Source organism: Streptococcus sp. DD10, from assembly GCF_001578805.1.
In the GTDB taxonomy this organism is placed as follows: Bacteria; Bacillota; Bacilli; order Lactobacillales; family Streptococcaceae; genus Streptococcus.
Genome location: NZ_KQ969160.1, coordinates 22,085 through 39,486 on the forward strand (window position 1 = coordinate 22,085; position 17,402 = coordinate 39,486).

General features: G+C 37.1%; 17 protein-coding genes and 1 pseudogene. 7 read left to right on the forward strand and 11 right to left on the reverse strand.

Features of this window, described 5'->3' with window-relative positions:
* Positions 1–1,532 (reverse strand): annotated as a pseudogene (locus STRDD10_RS11130) (hypothetical protein); the annotation flags it as partial.
* A 222-nt stretch (positions 1,533–1,754) separates the two neighbouring features.
* Between STRDD10_RS11130 and STRDD10_RS05525 the strand changes: the two are divergent.
* On the forward strand, positions 1,755–2,099 hold the full coding sequence (locus tag STRDD10_RS05525; protein WP_067193797.1) for a helix-turn-helix domain-containing protein: 345 nt from the start codon (positions 1,755–1,757) through the stop codon (positions 2,097–2,099).
* Between the two features lie 28 nt (positions 2,100–2,127).
* On the opposite strand, the gene STRDD10_RS05530 is transcribed toward STRDD10_RS05525, so the two are convergent.
* Positions 2,128–3,192, reverse strand: coding sequence for a hypothetical protein (locus STRDD10_RS05530; protein WP_067193799.1), 1,065 nt, complete (start codon positions 3,190–3,192; stop codon positions 2,128–2,130).
* A gap of 380 nt (positions 3,193–3,572) precedes the next feature.
* On the opposite strand from STRDD10_RS05530, the gene STRDD10_RS05535 reads away from it, so the two are divergent.
* The 6 genes from STRDD10_RS05535 (at position 3,573) to STRDD10_RS05560 (ending at position 8,985) form a co-directional block, all read left to right on the forward strand.
* Positions 3,573–3,929 (forward strand): hypothetical protein, encoded by a 357-nt coding sequence (locus STRDD10_RS05535; RefSeq protein WP_067193800.1) that lies wholly within the window; start codon positions 3,573–3,575, stop codon positions 3,927–3,929.
* 2 nt (positions 3,930–3,931) lie between these two features.
* Positions 3,932–5,107 carry an ATP-binding protein gene (locus STRDD10_RS05540; protein ID WP_067193802.1) on the forward strand — a complete coding sequence of 392 codons (1,176 nt, stop codon included), beginning with the start codon at positions 3,932–3,934 and terminating at the stop codon, positions 5,105–5,107.
* A complete protein-coding gene (locus tag STRDD10_RS05545) occupies positions 5,104–5,721 on the forward strand; it encodes a hypothetical protein (RefSeq protein WP_067193804.1) in 618 nt (205 codons plus the stop codon). Before STRDD10_RS05540 ends, STRDD10_RS05545 begins: the two co-directional genes overlap by 4 nt.
* Positions 5,722–6,059: 338 nt before the next feature.
* Entirely contained in the window at positions 6,060–7,394 is a 1,335-nt protein-coding gene (locus STRDD10_RS05550; RefSeq protein ID WP_067193806.1) for a Rep family protein, read from the forward strand.
* Positions 7,395–7,457: 63 nt separating this feature from the next.
* Entirely contained in the window at positions 7,458–7,799 is a 342-nt protein-coding gene (locus STRDD10_RS05555; protein ID WP_067193807.1) for a DUF771 domain-containing protein, read from the forward strand.
* Between the two features lie 55 nt (positions 7,800–7,854).
* Complete coding sequence (locus STRDD10_RS05560; RefSeq protein ID WP_067193809.1) at positions 7,855–8,985, forward strand: tyrosine-type recombinase/integrase; 1,131 nt, start codon at positions 7,855–7,857, stop codon at positions 8,983–8,985.
* 232 nt (positions 8,986–9,217) lie between these two features.
* Here the strand turns inward: STRDD10_RS05560 and STRDD10_RS05565 are convergent, their stop codons facing one another.
* From STRDD10_RS05565 to STRDD10_RS05605, 9 genes are all read right to left on the reverse strand, one after another.
* On the reverse strand, positions 9,218–9,691 hold the full coding sequence (locus STRDD10_RS05565) for a VanZ family protein (protein ID WP_156468608.1): 474 nt from the start codon (positions 9,689–9,691) through the stop codon (positions 9,218–9,220).
* On the reverse strand, positions 9,691–10,779 hold the full coding sequence (gene rlmN, locus STRDD10_RS05570; RefSeq protein ID WP_067193811.1) for a dual-specificity RNA methyltransferase RlmN: 1,089 nt from the start codon (positions 10,777–10,779) through the stop codon (positions 9,691–9,693). Before rlmN ends, STRDD10_RS05565 begins: the two co-directional genes overlap by 1 nt.
* Positions 10,780–10,862: 83 nt before the next feature.
* Positions 10,863–11,429 (reverse strand): YutD family protein, encoded by a 567-nt coding sequence (locus STRDD10_RS05575; protein ID WP_067193812.1) that lies wholly within the window; start codon positions 11,427–11,429, stop codon positions 10,863–10,865.
* 536 nt (positions 11,430–11,965) lie between these two features.
* A complete protein-coding gene (locus tag STRDD10_RS05580) occupies positions 11,966–13,009 on the reverse strand; it encodes a SepM family pheromone-processing serine protease (protein ID WP_067193814.1) in 1,044 nt (347 codons plus the stop codon).
* A 1-nt stretch (position 13,010) separates the two neighbouring features.
* Positions 13,011–13,490, reverse strand: coding sequence for a pantetheine-phosphate adenylyltransferase (coaD, locus tag STRDD10_RS05585; protein WP_067193816.1), 480 nt, complete (start codon positions 13,488–13,490; stop codon positions 13,011–13,013).
* Positions 13,480–14,019, reverse strand: coding sequence for a 16S rRNA (guanine(966)-N(2))-methyltransferase RsmD (gene rsmD / locus STRDD10_RS05590; RefSeq protein WP_067193817.1), 540 nt, complete (start codon positions 14,017–14,019; stop codon positions 13,480–13,482). Before rsmD ends, coaD begins: the two co-directional genes overlap by 11 nt.
* A gap of 508 nt (positions 14,020–14,527) precedes the next feature.
* Complete coding sequence (gene hpf, locus STRDD10_RS05595; RefSeq protein WP_067193819.1) at positions 14,528–15,079, reverse strand: ribosome hibernation-promoting factor, HPF/YfiA family; 552 nt, start codon at positions 15,077–15,079, stop codon at positions 14,528–14,530.
* Between the two features lie 76 nt (positions 15,080–15,155).
* Positions 15,156–15,818 carry a ComF family protein gene (locus STRDD10_RS05600; RefSeq protein WP_067193820.1) on the reverse strand — a complete coding sequence of 221 codons (663 nt, stop codon included), beginning with the start codon at positions 15,816–15,818 and terminating at the stop codon, positions 15,156–15,158.
* The gene (locus STRDD10_RS05605; protein ID WP_067193822.1) at positions 15,815–17,116 is read right to left on the reverse strand and encodes an ATP-dependent helicase ComFA; all 1,302 of its coding nucleotides are present in this window, start codon (positions 17,114–17,116) and stop codon (positions 15,815–15,817) included. The genes STRDD10_RS05600 and STRDD10_RS05605 overlap by 4 nt, the downstream gene beginning before the upstream one ends.
* Positions 17,117–17,402 lie beyond the last annotated feature (286 nt).

The following is a 17,402-nucleotide window of genomic DNA, read 5'->3' on the forward strand; positions in this document are numbered from 1 at the left end:
TTTGCTTGGAGAGTTGCAGTGTCGTTAGGGTTGGCGATTGGAGTGCCTTCGTTGGTTGCAATTTGGATAAGTCCACCTTGATTATTTACAAACAATGCACCAGCGGCTGTGTGAGTTCCAATGAACAGATTTTCAAAGTGAGCCCAATCCCATGACGAATCTTGCCACATAGAAGCAACTGTTGCTTTAAACAATGAATTTTTCAAATTGTACATTGACATTGTTTGAACTGGTGCAATAACACCAAGGTTTTCAGCAAGATGGTTAGCGGAACGGATATGATTTGTTACATTGTTAGCTTTAACATATCCAGCAATTTGTTGCTTCATCATTTGGATTGCAGCATCAGATACTGTAACTGTTGTTGAAGCATTGAACAATGATCCCAAGTCTTTGCGTAGAGTGTTGAGCAATAACGCTTGGTATTGTGACAATTCAGTAATATCAGCGTCAGACATATTTTCAAAATTGACAATTTTGTCTTTGTCTGATAAACTGATTGATGTGGTGTACTTTTGTGCTTGTAGTACACCCATACCAACCAAGACGCGTTCTGTGTCTAGGTTTTGATTTTGTAACCACAAGTTATAAGCATCTTTAAATGTAATTGTGTTAGATGTTGCGCCAATTCGAGATTTCAAAGAATCGGAAATCTCTTTTGTCGCAATACCATTTGATGTGATTACATCCATATTCTTCAACGCATCTTGCGCTTTGGTTACAGAATCAGTTGCTTGTGTCAAAATAGCATCTGTTGTTGCAACTTTAGATTGAGCGTCTGTTAGGACGGCTTTTTTAGTTTCAACAGCGTCATTTTTCGTTTTGACATCTGTTTCAGCAGATTTGATAGCATCGGCACGCTTCGCATCTGCTTGTTTTGCTGTTTCGACAGCAGTGGTTGCCGTTGCAACGTTGCTTTCAGCAGTTTTGACATCTGCTTTGGCTTGGTCAAGGTTAGCCTGTGCTGTATCAAGACCAGTGCCTGAAAGAGCATCTTGGGCTGATTTGACATCCGCTTGTTTAGATGTCACATCAGCGTCAGCTTGGTCTTTTTCAGCTTGAGCTGTATCGACAGCTGTTTGAGCACTTGAAACAGTATTAGTTTGGTCAGCGATTTGAGCTGTCACTTGGTCTGTCTCAGTGGCATTAGCTGTTTGGTCAGCAAGGTTTGCTGTTTGGTCGGCTTTTGCAGCTGCAATGTTTTCAGGTGTTGCTTTCGCTGCGTTTTCTTCTGCTGATTTAACGGCATCTTGTGCAGAAGTCACACCAGCTTGTGCGTCGGTTACAGCTTGTTTAGATGTTTCAGCTGTTGCTTGTGCTTGGTTTAACTCAGCTTGCTTGCCTGTTACCACTTGTGTTTGAGTGTCGAGGGCAGATTTTGCTTGACTTGCAGATTGGCTCTCCTGCGCTTGTGTGACAACTGTACTTGTATCAGCTGGTTTGCTTGTGACTTCGTCCGCAAGAACTGTTGTACCTGTCGCAGTCGCTAACAAAGTAGCTCCAGCTACCATAGTTTTTAATTTCTTGGTCATAAATCTTAATTCTCCTTTAGTGCTAATAGGATTGGTTTGACTGTTAAGTCAAACCATGGTATACGTAGTATATCATGCTATTTTTAGGTATGATACCTTTCTACTGCACTATTTTACCATTTTGTAGTGTAATATTCAATACTTTATTTTTTAGATAGTGTAATTAAACCTACTTACGATTTCTATCTTTTATTCTTACAATAATAGTAAAAGGAATAAAAAATGGAACAAGATAAATTACAAACATTCATTGCAGAACGTATCAGATACTTACGAACTCAAAGGGGATTAAGCCAAGAAAAATTGTCTGAACTGGCTGGACTAGGTTCAAAACATATCCATAATATTGAAAATGGAAAATATAATTTTCAAATTCAAACCCTCAGTAAAATTATTTCTGCTCTTGATATAGATGAAACTGTTTTCTTTAACTTTGAGTTTCCACAGCAGAGTGATGAAATTAACAATATTTTAGAAGAATTGTCAGCTCTACCTGAAAGCTATAAAGATGACGTCATCAGCTCAATCAAAACACTACTAATAAGTATAAATAAAAGCAACCGCTAAGATACAAATCCTAGCGGTTGTTTTGATATTAGTCAAATAATTCATCTTCAGAATGTTTTACGTAGTCTACCATTTCTCCCTCTATCATCAATTCTGGTTCAGTTCCATTAAGTTTATCATCAAAATAAGCATCATCAAAGCCTACCATGTCGAATCCTTTTCGGAAGAGAGCTTCAGCATTATTCCGATACCCTAAGTGTGCATCTTGTAACTGTTGAATCTCAGATAACTTTTCAACAAATCCATCAATAGCCTTTACAATCTCTTCTTGTTCCTTTTCCAAATAATGTGATTTAGAAATGTCGGTAAAACGTTCATCAAACTGCGTTGCGATACTGCTACGATATTCACGTGTCTCTGAAGAATAGAAAATGTCATAAGTATGATAGACTTGGTATCCTAACGAACTTTGTTCCACATTATGTACAGGTAATACCTCGTCAAATACACGTCGCGCAAACAAGATGAGTTTATTTTTTAGTTTATTTGGGCTATAGGAACTATCAATAAATTCTTCTTTAAATAGTTGAGAAAATTTTTCTTGAACTTTCGGTTGATATAAACGATAAATAGCTTGGACTAATCCCTTATCATGGATAGTGAAATCAATCATACCGTCAGATAAATCTGCCGAAGTCTCTTTCTTTGCTAGTTCACTTGCAAACACAACTGAATCTTTGAGAACTGTCTTAGCTTTAAAGCTCAATGCGTGCTTTGATTCGTCTGCAAGTAAAGAATCGAATAGGAGAACATAAAATAATGCTGGTAACAATGATTGCCAGTATTTTTCTTCTCCCCATAACAGTTCACCAGGAGAAGTTCCCATGTTTTCGGAAATTAATTGAACAACTATTGGAGTAAATTCTTTTCGATTTCCTTTTTTAATATGTGTCATTCGTGATTTCGCTGCATCTTTTTCATTAGCATAATAAGGCTCAACTGACAATCCCAGTTCTTTAATTTCCTTAGCTAGCTGGGAACTATATAAAAATTGATAATAAAACATCTTATGTTCTTCTTTATAAATTTCAATTTTCTTAGGAATAGTATCTAACGTCGCTCTATTGATAAATTCTTGAGTGTATTCAAACATTTCATCCTCCTTGTATTAAGCAAAAAGTTATATAAAATATTTTTTATTTATACAATAAAATATTACATTGTTGTATAACTTGTTTATTGGTAAAATAAAAACATAGATAAGGAATATCAAATAGCTCACAGAACTAACTGCTGATTTGAAAACTTTCTCTATATTTTTAGTCTAGCACAGAAGTTATATGAAATCAATTTTTAAATGCGTTTTCAAAAAAATATTTCTATATAACTATTTAGAGCTTTAAAAGTTTGGTATTCAATAATCTGTCTCTTTAACTCTTACCAGTTAAAGAACCCATCGTCATGTAACAATCATTGATTGTTATCACTTAAGCAACAATGCTTCATTATTTTAATTAACAGGAGGTACCTATTATGGTATTTTATAAAAAATCAAATGGTTACAGTGATGACCTTGCAGAAAAAGTTCTTGAGGACGAAATTCTTAAGCTTGCTGGTAAGCAAGTAGAGAAGCAATACGAGTTCGTTAAGACTGGTGAGGTTGTTAACGGCAAAGAAAAAATGAAACGAACAGATAAGCTTTTAGCCTATCACGTTTGGGTCGCCACAAACAACCAAAACCCATTCAAAGTTAAATTTTTAGCCTCAAACAAACCTGATTTAAGCGGACTGGAAATTGGAGATATTGTAGAGTTCGAGGGATTAGAAGCATTTGAGTATAAATCCGGACAAATCTTTTTCCGTGCAACAGTCATCAAGAAAGGAAACTAATCATGCCATACTTGGTCAATAATAAACGCCAAGGTCAGAAAGCATCAGGAACAAGCGTTCCTGATGTCCCTGATTTTGGTCACGATAAATATGCATTAGAACAATACATTCTAAGGAATTTAAATAATGCGCTAGATATTAACAATGAATCGTCTTATCTTGGTTCATTTGATATTAAGGTCGCAAGCAATGACTCAGGATTCTTTTACATTCCGAATTTGCCCGTGTCCTACTCTATGGATTCGCAACTTTACTTTAAAATTTCAGCTATCTGTGCTGGAATACTCTACCCTTACAAGACGCTATTACCTCAAAATAATGCTTACTTTGTCCCTTATGACACTAAGAACCCCAACTTGGGACGAGCTTTCTTCTTTCCATGGTTAGATGGCATTCCCACACGTCTAAAGATTGATAATCTTGTATCTTTTATCAAACAGAATGTGTCAGAAAACTCTATTCCCATTATGGCAAACGACATTTGTAATATATCTATGCAGTCCGTAACGCATTTAGCCATATCAGGTTCATCAGGCTCAGGAAAAACTCATTTTCTACGCTACTTGATTACTTGCTTGAAATCTTTTACAAACCAAATTATTTGTGTTGACCCTAAACTATCTGATATTTACTTACTAGGTAAGGAAATAGGGTTAGAGGTTTTCGCTCCGACACATGGCTCAAACTTGAACAGCTTTATCACGGAAGTCAATGAACTCTTGGGACGTGTCATTGGTAAGATTTATGAACGTCAAGAAATCCTATTGACGCAACCTGACAAACGTTTTGAACGGATTTATGTCGTCATCGACGAACTATTGGCACTGGTACAAGGAAGCTCAAAGCAAGCTCGGGACGCATTCGGGCAACTACTTGGAACGATTGCCTTACTTGGTCGTCAGACCTCTATTTCGCTTGTTTTGTGTAGCCAACGTTTTGACGCTAACGCTTTTGCAGGCAATACCGCCGTTCGCGAGCAAATCAGTACCATTTTCATATTAGGTGAAATCAATGCCAACACTTGTCAATTTTTACTACCAAATATAGATGTTTCAAACATCCTTGTCCCCAGTGGTATCGGGACTGGATTAATCAAATTTACGGATGGTAAGCACCGTACGCATATCATGCCCCTGCTTACTCCATCCTATAATCTTGGAAAGGAACAAAACACATGAAGAACTATTTTAATAAATATAATGTCGTTAATTGGACGATACTTGTCCTTGTAGCGACACTATCCATCGAACGCTTGTCTTGGTTTTTGATAAACCAGATGAACTTATCCACTTGGGCTGTGGCTGTTATTTTCATTTGGTCATTGCGTCTAGTGTTAATCGTTACGGTAGGCATACTATTTTATACCATTCTAATTGAATTTGGTAATCGAAACGCAGAGTTTGACTATTTCCGCAATAGCATTAAGTCCTATATCGCTACTTGGAAGATTCGCCGTTATTGTACCCAAATCAATGTCGAACCGTCCTTGGAAGAGTCTTCTCGCTATCTGAATACAAAGCAAGTGATTATCAAAAAGGTTAATCGCTCCTTACAAGCATTAACAGTCACTTACTATGAAAACCATGCGATTTTAAAAGGACGCTTGCCAGCCAATAGCGAAAGCTCTGACATTCTTGAAGAACTATTCCCAAAAATTAAACGGGAACTAAACTACATGGATAAAAGCTATCATTTTAGCGACATCATAAGAGACCATGAAAGCAAAAATTTTTCATCTGTCGCCACTCGTGATAATGGTAATATTCTATCTCCTCCATACAGAGATAGCTGATGGTGCGGTGTACTGCTGCCGCAGGCAAGCAAGGACACCAGCACCGTTACACACGGTACTATCTATGTCTAAGACGTGGTGTAAAGCTAGTAGTGATTTAAAAAGAGCCTATTTCTACGGAATCAAATATAAAAATCATTCCTGAATCCATCCACGTCTATTTTTAAAATTGGTACTACCATTACATCTATATTGTGCCAAAGTATGACAAGCTATTTAAGATTTTGTACGCCTCGTTAATCTCCGTCAGAGGCGTACAAAATCCAATCATATTTATCTCACTAAAACTAACACACACTATCAAATTTGTGTCAAAAAATGTTAAAGGAGTTCTTATATTGGCAAAAAATAAGATTGATAGAAATGCTCGTAAGCGCAAATATTTCGGTCAAATTTCATACGACTATGAATATAACGCTAATTCTAGTTTGACAGAAGATGATTTTCGCAAATCTGTTGAACAACGCATCAAAGAACTATGCCAACATGAAAATGATAAATATTACTTCATATTCCATGATAAGGATTTAAAAGATGATGGGACACCGAAGCCACTTCATGCTCACTTTTATATAGAGTTCAAAAATCCACGTGTTTACTCTACTGTTTATAAAGCACTTCAAATCTCACGACAAGAGAACCTTGAATTTGTTCGCAGTACAATTAAAGCTTGTCGCTATCTTACCCATCGGAATGAACGCAACATGGAGGAAAGCAAATTCCCTTATGAGGTTTCAGAAGTTATTGCATCAAAAAACGGCACTTATATTGATGATATTATGGGAAAAGTCAAAAATCATAGTGTCGAAAAATCTGACGAAGGATTAGAAGTCAGCGACTATTGTTTAGAACTGAGTTATAAAATCTCAGAAGATGGATTACTTCCTTCTGAAGCTAAACAACACTTATTTGAACAGTTCACTCAACGAACAGCACAAAAAGCATGGAACTCAAACAAACGGCAGTTTGAAGATAATCGTCAAGAGTACATTCAAAAAGAGTTCATTCGAATGAGTAAAGGAGAACGTCATCATAATGGCATATTTATTTTTGCGGAAGGTGGTACAGGGAAAAGTTTTCTATCTCGTTTACTAGCGGAAGAACATGACCGCTTAGGCGCACACACTCCCTCCATTAACAAAAAACGCTTTGACCTCGGTTCAGGCTATCAAGGTCAGAAAACTATTATTATCAATGAACTAGATGCGACTTGTGGTATGGCATATCGTGAACTTTTCCAAATCTTAGAACCTGATTCCGCTAATCAATTAAGTTCACGATTTAAAGATGCCTATATCATCAATGATTTAACCATCATGACAAACTCTGAATCCTACTGGTCATGGTGCAATTCTTGGTTTGGCAAAAATAAAAAGGAATACCATCAACTCATGCGACGTATTCGCTTCGTTATCAAAATGTATCATGATGATACGAATCAAGAGATTATCATTGAATTATGGCATTATTATGCCACACGTGATTTAAAAGAAAAGGCTCGTCAAGCATTTAAAAAAATTGATACTTTTCATCTTAAAGACATTCAAGATGAAGAAGCTTTTCGAAACATTGCATCAAATATTTTGAAAAAAATTCAAGAAACGACTCTTACACCACAAAAAGCCACCGCTGATACCTCTACCGACCAAAGCGAGACAACCAGCGATAGCTAAACAAGATAGAAGTAGCCAAACCACTCCTATCTTTATTCTAACATAGAATAGAGGAAAACGATAATGACAGATACTATTACTATCAAACTTGATAACCTCACGGTACAACTTCCTGAGTCTCATGTGATTGTCTCAAAGGAAGAATACTTACACCTACAAGAGGAAGCATCTCAAGGACGGTATATGACTCTTGCCCAAGTATTGGATATGCTTCAGGTATCTCGCCCTTGGTTGCTGGACAATATCCTTTATAAGCCAGCTATCCGTTCTCAAATTGATATTGACTACAACAAGACAGGCTTTGTAAAATATCCTCAAAATAAAGGCGGAAAGTATCTCTTTCTTGCATCAAAGACCAAAGCGTTTTTTGAACAGCACTTCTCAGAATTATTGAAAGAAACATGATATAATAGCCAAGACGAATGTCTTGGTTATCATTTTCTACAAGAAAGGATAACACATGGCAATATCATATAGACAAAGAGGTAAAAAGAAAACTTGGGACTATCGCATCTTCGATAAAAATAAGGTGGTAGTCGCATCCAATTCTGGTTTTAAAACCAAGAAAGAAGCTATCCTAGAAGCTACTCAGATTGAACTAGAGTTGCTTCATGGCAACATCATTGACTCATCAGTATCACTTTATGACTTGTGGCAGACTTGGTATAATCTCCAAATTAAACCACTCAATAAAAGTGAAGGCACTCTGGAACATCATCTACACCGTGGCAAGCTCATGTTAGAACATTTCAAAGATAAACCAGCTATTGCCATCAGAGCGAGTGACTATCAAGAGTTTATCAATGGCTATGCTCAAACAGTTAGTAAAGACACGGTTAGACGCTTAAACGCTGAAGTTCGAAAAGTCGTACGGTTCGCCAAACGGGATAAACTCTCGATTACGGACTTTACAGATGGGGTTATCATCACTGGTCAAGCTAGCCGAAAGACCAAGAGCCAAAAAGCAATCACCAGCACTAAAGACTATCACAGACTACTATCTACCTTGAAAAACAATATGGATAGACAGCATCATGCGATTGATTATTTACTGTATGTTCAACTAAAATCAGGCTTACGTTTCGGAGAAGTTTTAGGTTTGACTTGGGATTGTGTTTTATATGACACACAGGAGATACATACATATCGGCGATATGACCCCCGTAAACAAGAATGGCGACCACCCAAAACAGATACTTCGGTTCGTAATATTCCGATTGATATAGAAACCTTGAATCTATTAGCTCAGTTTAAAGAATTACAAGCTCAGGAATTGAAAGATAATGACATCACCAACAAAGACAACTTTATCTTTTATAGCTCATTTGGAGAAGTTCCTAGTAACTACGCAGTCAACACTCATCTACGTGCCTTGTTAGAGCAGTTAAAGATTGCGCCCTACGATTTATCAGCTACGGGAATCCGACACACCTACGCCAGCATTATGTTAGCCTACGGGATTGATATTTGGGTCATCGCTGAAAATATGGGACATAAGGACATCACGCAGATTACTAAAACATACGGTCACCTTATCAAAGAAAAAGCAGAAAAAGAAAATAATCGTATTCGTGAGTTCTTATCCGCATAATTTTTTCTTCAAAAGGTTGACCAAAAGTTGACCGAAAACAGAAAAGACCTTGATTTCTCAAGGTCCAACACTCTTATTGTTAACCACTACAGTTGACAAAGAGCCGAAAAAAATGACACATCCTTGAAATCCATGATTCAAGCATGTGTCATTTGTTTATAAGATAGATTGCCTTCCCTATCCAAATCAGACTATAAAAAGAAATGATTTAGAAGATATTTTCATTTCTGGATTATTTCAAAAATTTCTTACTGAAGAATCTGTATGTAACGAGTGCGAGATAAGATCCCAAAGTATTCGTCCATAGATCATCTACTTCAAACACACGATTCGCATCAATTAGTAAATCCAAGATAAGTTGCGTCAACTCAATCCCCAGACTCAATAAGAATCCTAGCGAAAGCACTTTTTTAACTGTCCTCAAGTTAGGAAAAAGGATAAGAAGTTGCAACATCAGTGGAAAAAGTAAAAAGACATTCATTACATTTTGCAGAAATACCCAGATGAGTTGCCCAACCGACTTTACCTGAGTCAGATTAACGATCGAGTTAAAGGGGGTTAAAAGTAATAACAGCCGACCAAAGCGCTGAATCCCAGGAGTACTTACTTCCAAGAGACCTGTTGTCGATTGGGGAGAAAAACACATGAGAGCGATTAAAATAGCGTAAAACATCACTCCACACCAGACAAACCTATCTCTTCTCATTATCCTTTTGCTGCCTCTGCTACTGCTTTTTGACAATCTTTTTTCATGGTGTTTGAACGTAGCTGTCCACAAGCTGCATCTATATCCGTACCATGTTCTTGACGGACTACACAATTGACCCCATTTTTCTTAAGCATATCATAAAAAGCCATCACGCGTTCCTTCGGACTACGACTATACTGATCATGTTCACTAACAGGATTATAAGGGATCAAATTGACATAAGATAATTTCTTGATATTTTTAAGTAATTCAGCCAATTCTTTTGCCTGTTCTAGGCCATCGTTGACTTCATTTAGCATAATATATTCAAAAGTTACCCTGCGGTTTGTCGTCTCGATATAGTATTCAATTGCTGCAAATAATTTTTCGATTGGAAAAGCCCTATTAATTCGCATAATACTTGAACGCAAGTCATTATTTGGGGCATGAAGTGAGACAGCTAAGTTAACCTGTACTCCTTCATTAGCAAAGTCACGAATTTTGTGAGCTAAACCAGAAGTTGATACTGTGATGTGTCGTGCTCCGATGGCTAATCCCTTATCATCATTAACCGTACGGACGAAGCTAAGTACATTATCATAATTGTCAAAAGGTTCCCCTATCCCCATCACTACAATATGACTGACTCTCTCTCCAAGACCCCGTTCATCAAAATATTTTTGAACCAGCATAATTTGTGCTGTGATTTCACCATTATTAAGGTCCCTTTGTTTCTTGATAAGACCAGATGCACAGAAAGTACAGCCGATATTACAGCCTACTTGAGTTGTCACACAGACAGACAAACCATAGTGCTGCCGCATCAAGACCGTCTCAATCAACATGCCATCGGGTAATTCAAATAAATACTTCACCGTACCATCAGCTGATTCCTGCACAATTCGCTGTTTAAGAGGATTTACTACAAATTGTTCCTCTAGCTTTTCGATCAAGTCTTTTGATAAATTTGTCATCTCATCAAAAGACTGGACACGCTTTTTGTAGAGCCATTCCCAGATTTGAGTAGCACGGAACTTCTTTTCTCCATTTTCTTCTGCCCACTCTATCATGCCTTGACGCGTTAAACTATAAATCGACGGTTTCATCTCTCACCTCTTAGAGACGCCAATTTTAGAGTTCTTCAAATGAACTTCAAGACAAATCGTCTTTCTATCCATTCTAAAACACCTTACTTCTGTCGAATGACAAAATGACGCTCTTTTTCATTTCTTTGTTGTGGTTTCCGTTTTTTAAAAGAGGATTTGGACGCTGATTTCTCAAAGATGGTACTATCTTGCTTACTATCTCGCATATGAAAAGCATGTTCCCGTTTTCGGCGACGAGATTTCTCCCGTTCCTTGTGGTCTCTTTCCTTATGGTGGTGGGATTTTTTATCAAAAGAAGCCCGCTTAGGTTTTTGATTTTCCAAAATAAAGTAAGCACAGCCAAAACTACAATATTCAATGAGATAGTCCTCTAAATGACTGATTTTCATATTTTCTAAGGTACCTTGACTATCCTTATAAAATCCACGTAAGCGTAGTTGTTCGTTGCTCCAGTCACCGACAATATAGTCAAACTTAGTTAAGATTTCTGAAAAACGCTGGCAAAAAGCCTTGGTTTCAAAAGCATCCTTGACATTTTCAACTAAGACAAATTCCAGTTCTTCAGACAAAACCTTATCTTCTACCCGACGAAATTCTGGCCCAGGGAATTTATTATAGTTATACAGTTCAGGTGCGATTTCCTTACGCATAGAATCCTCTTTCTATTCTAACTTTTCCATTTTATCATCATTTTAAAGATTAAGCACTTAAAATTTGCTTTCTAATAAAATTCAGACAGTTTAATATTTTTTCAATGAAATATAAATGAGGCTGGGCAAAAATGTCCAGCCTTCGATGAATACTAATCCTAGCTACATAACGCATCAATCACTCAAAGCAGGACTTCAAGCTAGGAGTTACAGATGCAACGCAGGTTTCCTATCTCTTTGTTAACTTTTACGCTCCAAAGATGATCGAATGAAAAAAACAGGGTTTCTCTAAGCTGAACCCACAAACAGCTTATCAGTCAGTTTAAGCTTTATTTACGGGGGAACTTTTTGATTTTTTCAACTAGACGGAGTTCTTTACTACTTCTATTTTACCATATTTTTATAAAGTTGTATCTATAAAGATTCAGTCCATTGCCCAATAGATTAACTTTGTTTCATATAGGATGTAGATCAAATACTTTTGAAACAATCCTGCAAGAATCCGCTACCGTATTTTTATCTCCATTTTGATTTATTTAAGGATTATTTTTTAGATAATCAATAGCATCTTGCAAAGTTTTAACTGGCACAATTTTCATCTTTGTTCCAATCTTTTCTGCTGTTTCTTTTGCAAGCTGAGCATTGCTTTTTGTATCTGGATCTGCTTTTTTCTCTTCTTCTGTCACTTCATTATCCGGAGTAAAAAAGATGCTTGCTCCGCTTCGATCTGCTGCTAAAACTTTTTTATCGATACCTCCAATTTCGCCAACATTCCCATCGCGATCGATACTACCTGTACCAGCCACAACTCGTCCATTACGCAAGGTTGGATCTGCCAACTGTGTATAGATAGACAAACTAAACATCAGACCTGCACTTGGTCCGCCAATCCCTTCTGTAGCAAAGGTGATGGGAATATCTGATTTAATCTCCGTTTTGTCAACAAGACTAATTCCGATTCCATTTTTCCCATTTTCCAACTGGATAATTTTTCCTTCAGCTGATTTGGTTTCACCGTCTTCTTCATACGTCACCTTGACAGTGTCCCCAATTTTCTGAGAACCAACATAATGAATCAAGGCTTGAGTATCCTCAAACGTTTGATCATTAATAGCTGTTACCGTGTCTGCGATGTTAAGAATCCCCTTAAAAGTAGAATTGTCTGCCACATTCAAGACATAAACTCCAAGAAAGTCCATTTGGATATCTTTACCTGCTGTTTTCAACCCTTGATATTTAGCCATATTTTGTGACGTTTCCATATAAAACTGATTGATTCGTTGATATTCTAGATCTGATGATCCACCTGTCATTTCCTTAGCAGTGTGAATATCTGTAAAAGGAGTCAACCAAGCGTAAATGAGATGTGATAGTGTCGCATGGACCACACCAACTGTTGTAAATTCGTATGCTCCATCTTCCTGATCGGTCTGATTATCTACTAACAAAACCTGTCGAACATCTTCAGCTGTTCCTGGAATTTCAATATAATAAGGTAGTGGGATTGTAACTGATCCAATTAAGATTAGCACAACAATCCCAAGAGCAAGGTACCATTTATATTGTTTTATTTTTTTCATACTAGTCCTTTCCAATCTGGTTTATGACACTTTGTGGAACATATGGAGAAATGTCCTCTCCAAATAAAAGAAGTTCTCTTATACGTGAAGAAGAGATATACTGTAAATTTGGTGGGCTAAGCAGATAAATCGTATCAATCTCTGAAGCTAGCTCATGGTTAAAAAAATCCATACTCGCTTCATAAATCAAATCTTGGCTATTACGAAGGCCGCGTACGAAACTGGTCACCCCATATTTTTTTGCAACTGTAACAGCCAACTCTTGACTAGAAGTAATAACTGTAACACTTGGCAAATCAGCTAATGCTTCCTCAACCATCCGTACACGACTCTCTATCTTAAAATAGCCTGCCTTATCTGCATTATAAAAAACACCTACATACAGATGATCAAACAGTCGACTCGCTCTACGAATCAAATTTTCATGTCCTTTTGTAATCGGATCAAAAGATCCACTAAACAAACCAATCTTATCTGACATAGACGGTCACCTTACTAATTCCATATATTTTTTCCTTCCAAATCCCTAAAGAAGCGATTTCTTCAGGCAACTGAACTGTTTTGTCTGTTTCGCATACTACAAGAACTGAATCCGATAAAAGCCCTCTTTTATCTAAATTTTCAATATCTGCCACTATTTGTTCTTTTGCATAAGGTGGATCTAAGAAAACCAGATCAAACTGCCCATTTACTGTCATAAGCGCTCTGTCTGCTTCCATTTTCAAGAGCTGAAATTTGTCTTTTTCTCTTGTCATTGCGATATTGGATTCGACTATAGCCTGCGCCTTACGATCCCGCTCAACCAAAACAGCCTCCGTCATTCCTCTCGAAACTGCTTCAATCGCTAATCCACCACTGCCAGCATACAAGTCTAAAACACGACCAGCCTCAAAATAAGGACCAATCATATTAAACATGGCACCACGCACCTTATCGGATGTCGGTCGCGTTATGTTTCCCTCCATTGTTTTGAGAGGTCGTCCACCGTACACACCTGATACAATTCTCATTGTTCTGTTACTCCCTTATCCTTTTTACGTTTATCCCCATCTCATAGCAAACCAATTCAAAAACTTCCACCTTTTCATACGTAAAGCTGTTATTTATCCGTATCAAGAGGCTGATACAAAAATCCTTCATCCTCGCTTTATTTTGGTAAAAAACGTTGACGCGATAGCTGATTCCTCAAAGCACTGCTTGAAGATATAGATGGAACATCCGTTAGGATGTGTCAAGACCGTTCATCTTTTAGAACCCAAAAATTTCCTACTAGGAATTTTACTCATAAAAAGAAGAGACAATCTGTTTAAGCCATCAACTAACTGAAGTTCCACTTGCTTGTCTTCTATTTCAAGCTAGCCCATTATTTTTCGCTAAAACATTGTAGCTATGTTTTCCTATTATACCATATTCTTACAGGAACCACCAAATCGATCAAAACCTCCCCTCTCCATTTTGCCTTTGTCTCTTTATTCATAAAAAAAGAAGATGAGACGTATCGTCTCATCTTCACTCGTTTTATGCTTCAGGAACCTTAACTTCCAAAAGTCCAATATCTCCATCTTCACGTTTGTACAGAACATGTGTACTCTCATCATCAACATCTGTATAGATGAAAAAGTCATGTCCTAACAATTCCATTTGAAGAAGTGCTTCTTCTAAATCCATCGGTTTCAAGTCAATTTGTTTTGAACGAACTACCTTACTTGCTACTTCTTCTTCTTCCACTACCAAATCTGTAAAGACTTGACCTGTCGCTACTTTATTACGATTTTTCTTCTCGATTTTTGTCTTATTCTTACGAATTTGACGCTCAATCTTATCTACTACAAGGTCGATAGAACCATACATATCTTGAGAAACATCTTCTGCGCGTAGAGTGATCGAACCAAGTGGAATGGTCACTTCAACCTTAGCTGTTTTTTCTCTGTAAACCTTGAGATTCACACGAGCATTTAACTCCTGCTCATCACGGAAATACTTGGCAACCTTGTCCAGTTTCGTCTCAACATAGTTGCGAATAGCTTCTGTTACTTCTAGGTTTTCACCACGGATACTATATTTAATCATATAAGTACCTACTTTCTAAGTATTTCTTTGTATATATTAATTATAACGCTTTCATTTTTTTTTGCAAATTTTTGCCTTATCTTGCAAGAGAAAATGTATCAATTTTTTGGCAACCTGCTTCTAATAGCAGTTTTTTGATCCGATTTAATGTTGCTCCTGTTGTGTAAATATCATCAAAAAGTAGGATCTTTTCAGGTAACTGACAGTCTTTTTTGATAGTAAAATGAAAATCCGATTCAAGACGTTCCACTCGGTTTTTCGATGAGCTCGCTTTGGTTTCTGTTTTTTCCAGTAAATTCTGATACGGAATCTTACCAGCCTCTAAGAGTCCTTCAACCTGATTAAATCCTCTTTTTTTCAAACGTTCTGGACTAAGAGGAACAGGGACAAATGTATATCCCTTATAACTTTTAAGAACGGACTTTAACGTCCGTGAAAAAACCTTGCGTAACTCATAATCCCCCTCAAATTTATAAGAACTGAAATAGGATTTCATCGCATCATTATAACGATAAAGTGCCCGATGAGAGACCTCTATCCCTTCTTGCTGCCAAAAAGAACAGTCAGAACAGGTTGTTTCCTCACCTTCCTTATAACAAGTCGGACAGTGGCAGTTTGAAATGGTCTGAAAGTTTTCCATACAAGTACTGCAAAGAGAATCCTCCTGGTCCACTAAAGTCAGTAACTGACAAAAACGAATTGTTGTATTTAATTCTTGATTGCACAAACTACAAATCATAAACCAGCCTCCTTGTTCATCATTTTGATTTCTGAAATGGCTTTTTTTATGGACTTCGTCATCCCTTCATGGAAGAAATATAAGTCACCTGTTGGTCTATCCATACTCCTCCCGACTCGACCGCAAATCTGAACGAGACTAGATTTTGTAAATAATCTATGGTTGGCTTCAAGTACATACACATCTACACAAGGAAAGGTTACACCACGTTCTAATATCGTCGTACTGATTAAAATCGTCACCTTTCCATCACGGAATGCTTGCACCTGTTCTAATCTATCCTCTGTTGTAGAGGCTACGAATCCTACCTTCTCATTTGGAAAAAGATTTTGTAAAATCTCTTGTACCTTTTTACCTCTTTCAATCTCGGATACAAACATCAAAAGAGGATAACCTGTCTTTCGCTGTTCTGTAATCTTAAATTTAAGGGGTATTGGAATTTGATTTTTTTCTAAATGATAAGTAAATCCTGATAACCAAATTGGTTTTGGTATAATCAAAGGATTGCCATGAAAGCGTCTTGGCAAACTTAACCGCTCTAATTTTCCACTTCTTACTTTTTTATCCAATTCATCCGTCGATGTGGCTGTCAAGAATACTTGAACTCCCTTTTCTTTTACGCTTTGCTCGACTGCATGGTACAAGACTGGATTATCAATATAAGGAAAAGCATCCACTTCATCTACGATTAATAGATCAAACGCATGATAGAATTTCAATAACTGATGAGTTGTAGCAATAACCAAAGGGGTTCTAAAATATGGCTCTGACTCTCCATGCAATAAAGAAATCTTACATGTAAAGTCCTGTTGCATGCGCTTATAGAGTTCCATACAGACATCAATTCGTGGACTTGCAATACAAACTGAGCCACCTTTGGCAATCACGTCCGCCACCACTGGATAGATCATTTCTGTCTTTCCAGCACCAGTAACAGCATGAACTAGTGTATTTTTCCTTTTTTCAACAGCATCCTGCAATCCTTTGGAAATCAAAGCCTGATGCTCAGTGAGTGTTCCCTCCCATTTGAGAACATCTATCTTTGGAAAGTCTTTTTGCTCAAAATAATAAAGAAACTCATCACTTCTCACACGCTTGAGGAAAAGGCACTCTCTACAATAAAAGGCACCTATAGGAAGTTTATTGGTCCGACGGTTAACAAAACTACCGCAACGTTGACAATATAAACGCCCTTTTTCCTCCACTATAGAAGGAAGAGCTTGGGCTAGATTCTTCTCTTCTTGGCTTAATTCATGTTCGGTGAAGAGACGACCGAGGTAATCTGGATTTATCTTCATATTTCTTTATTCGTAAAAAAATTTTAAAAAATTGAACGTTTAAGCAATTTTACACTTCATAGCAAAAGGGGGACAAAAAGAAACTCTGTCTGATCAATACGCGACAACAAATGCAATCATCTTCTGAGTCTTATCGTTCTGGTGATTTTCCATCGCAGTTTGAAAAATGATTTCCCAGGCTCATGAGGGAATTTTAGTTATCCAAAGGATTTTTCAATTTTACTTTCAGAATTGAAAAACTTCTTGATATCTCAATGGTTTGAATACATTTCACAAGGTTTTTAAT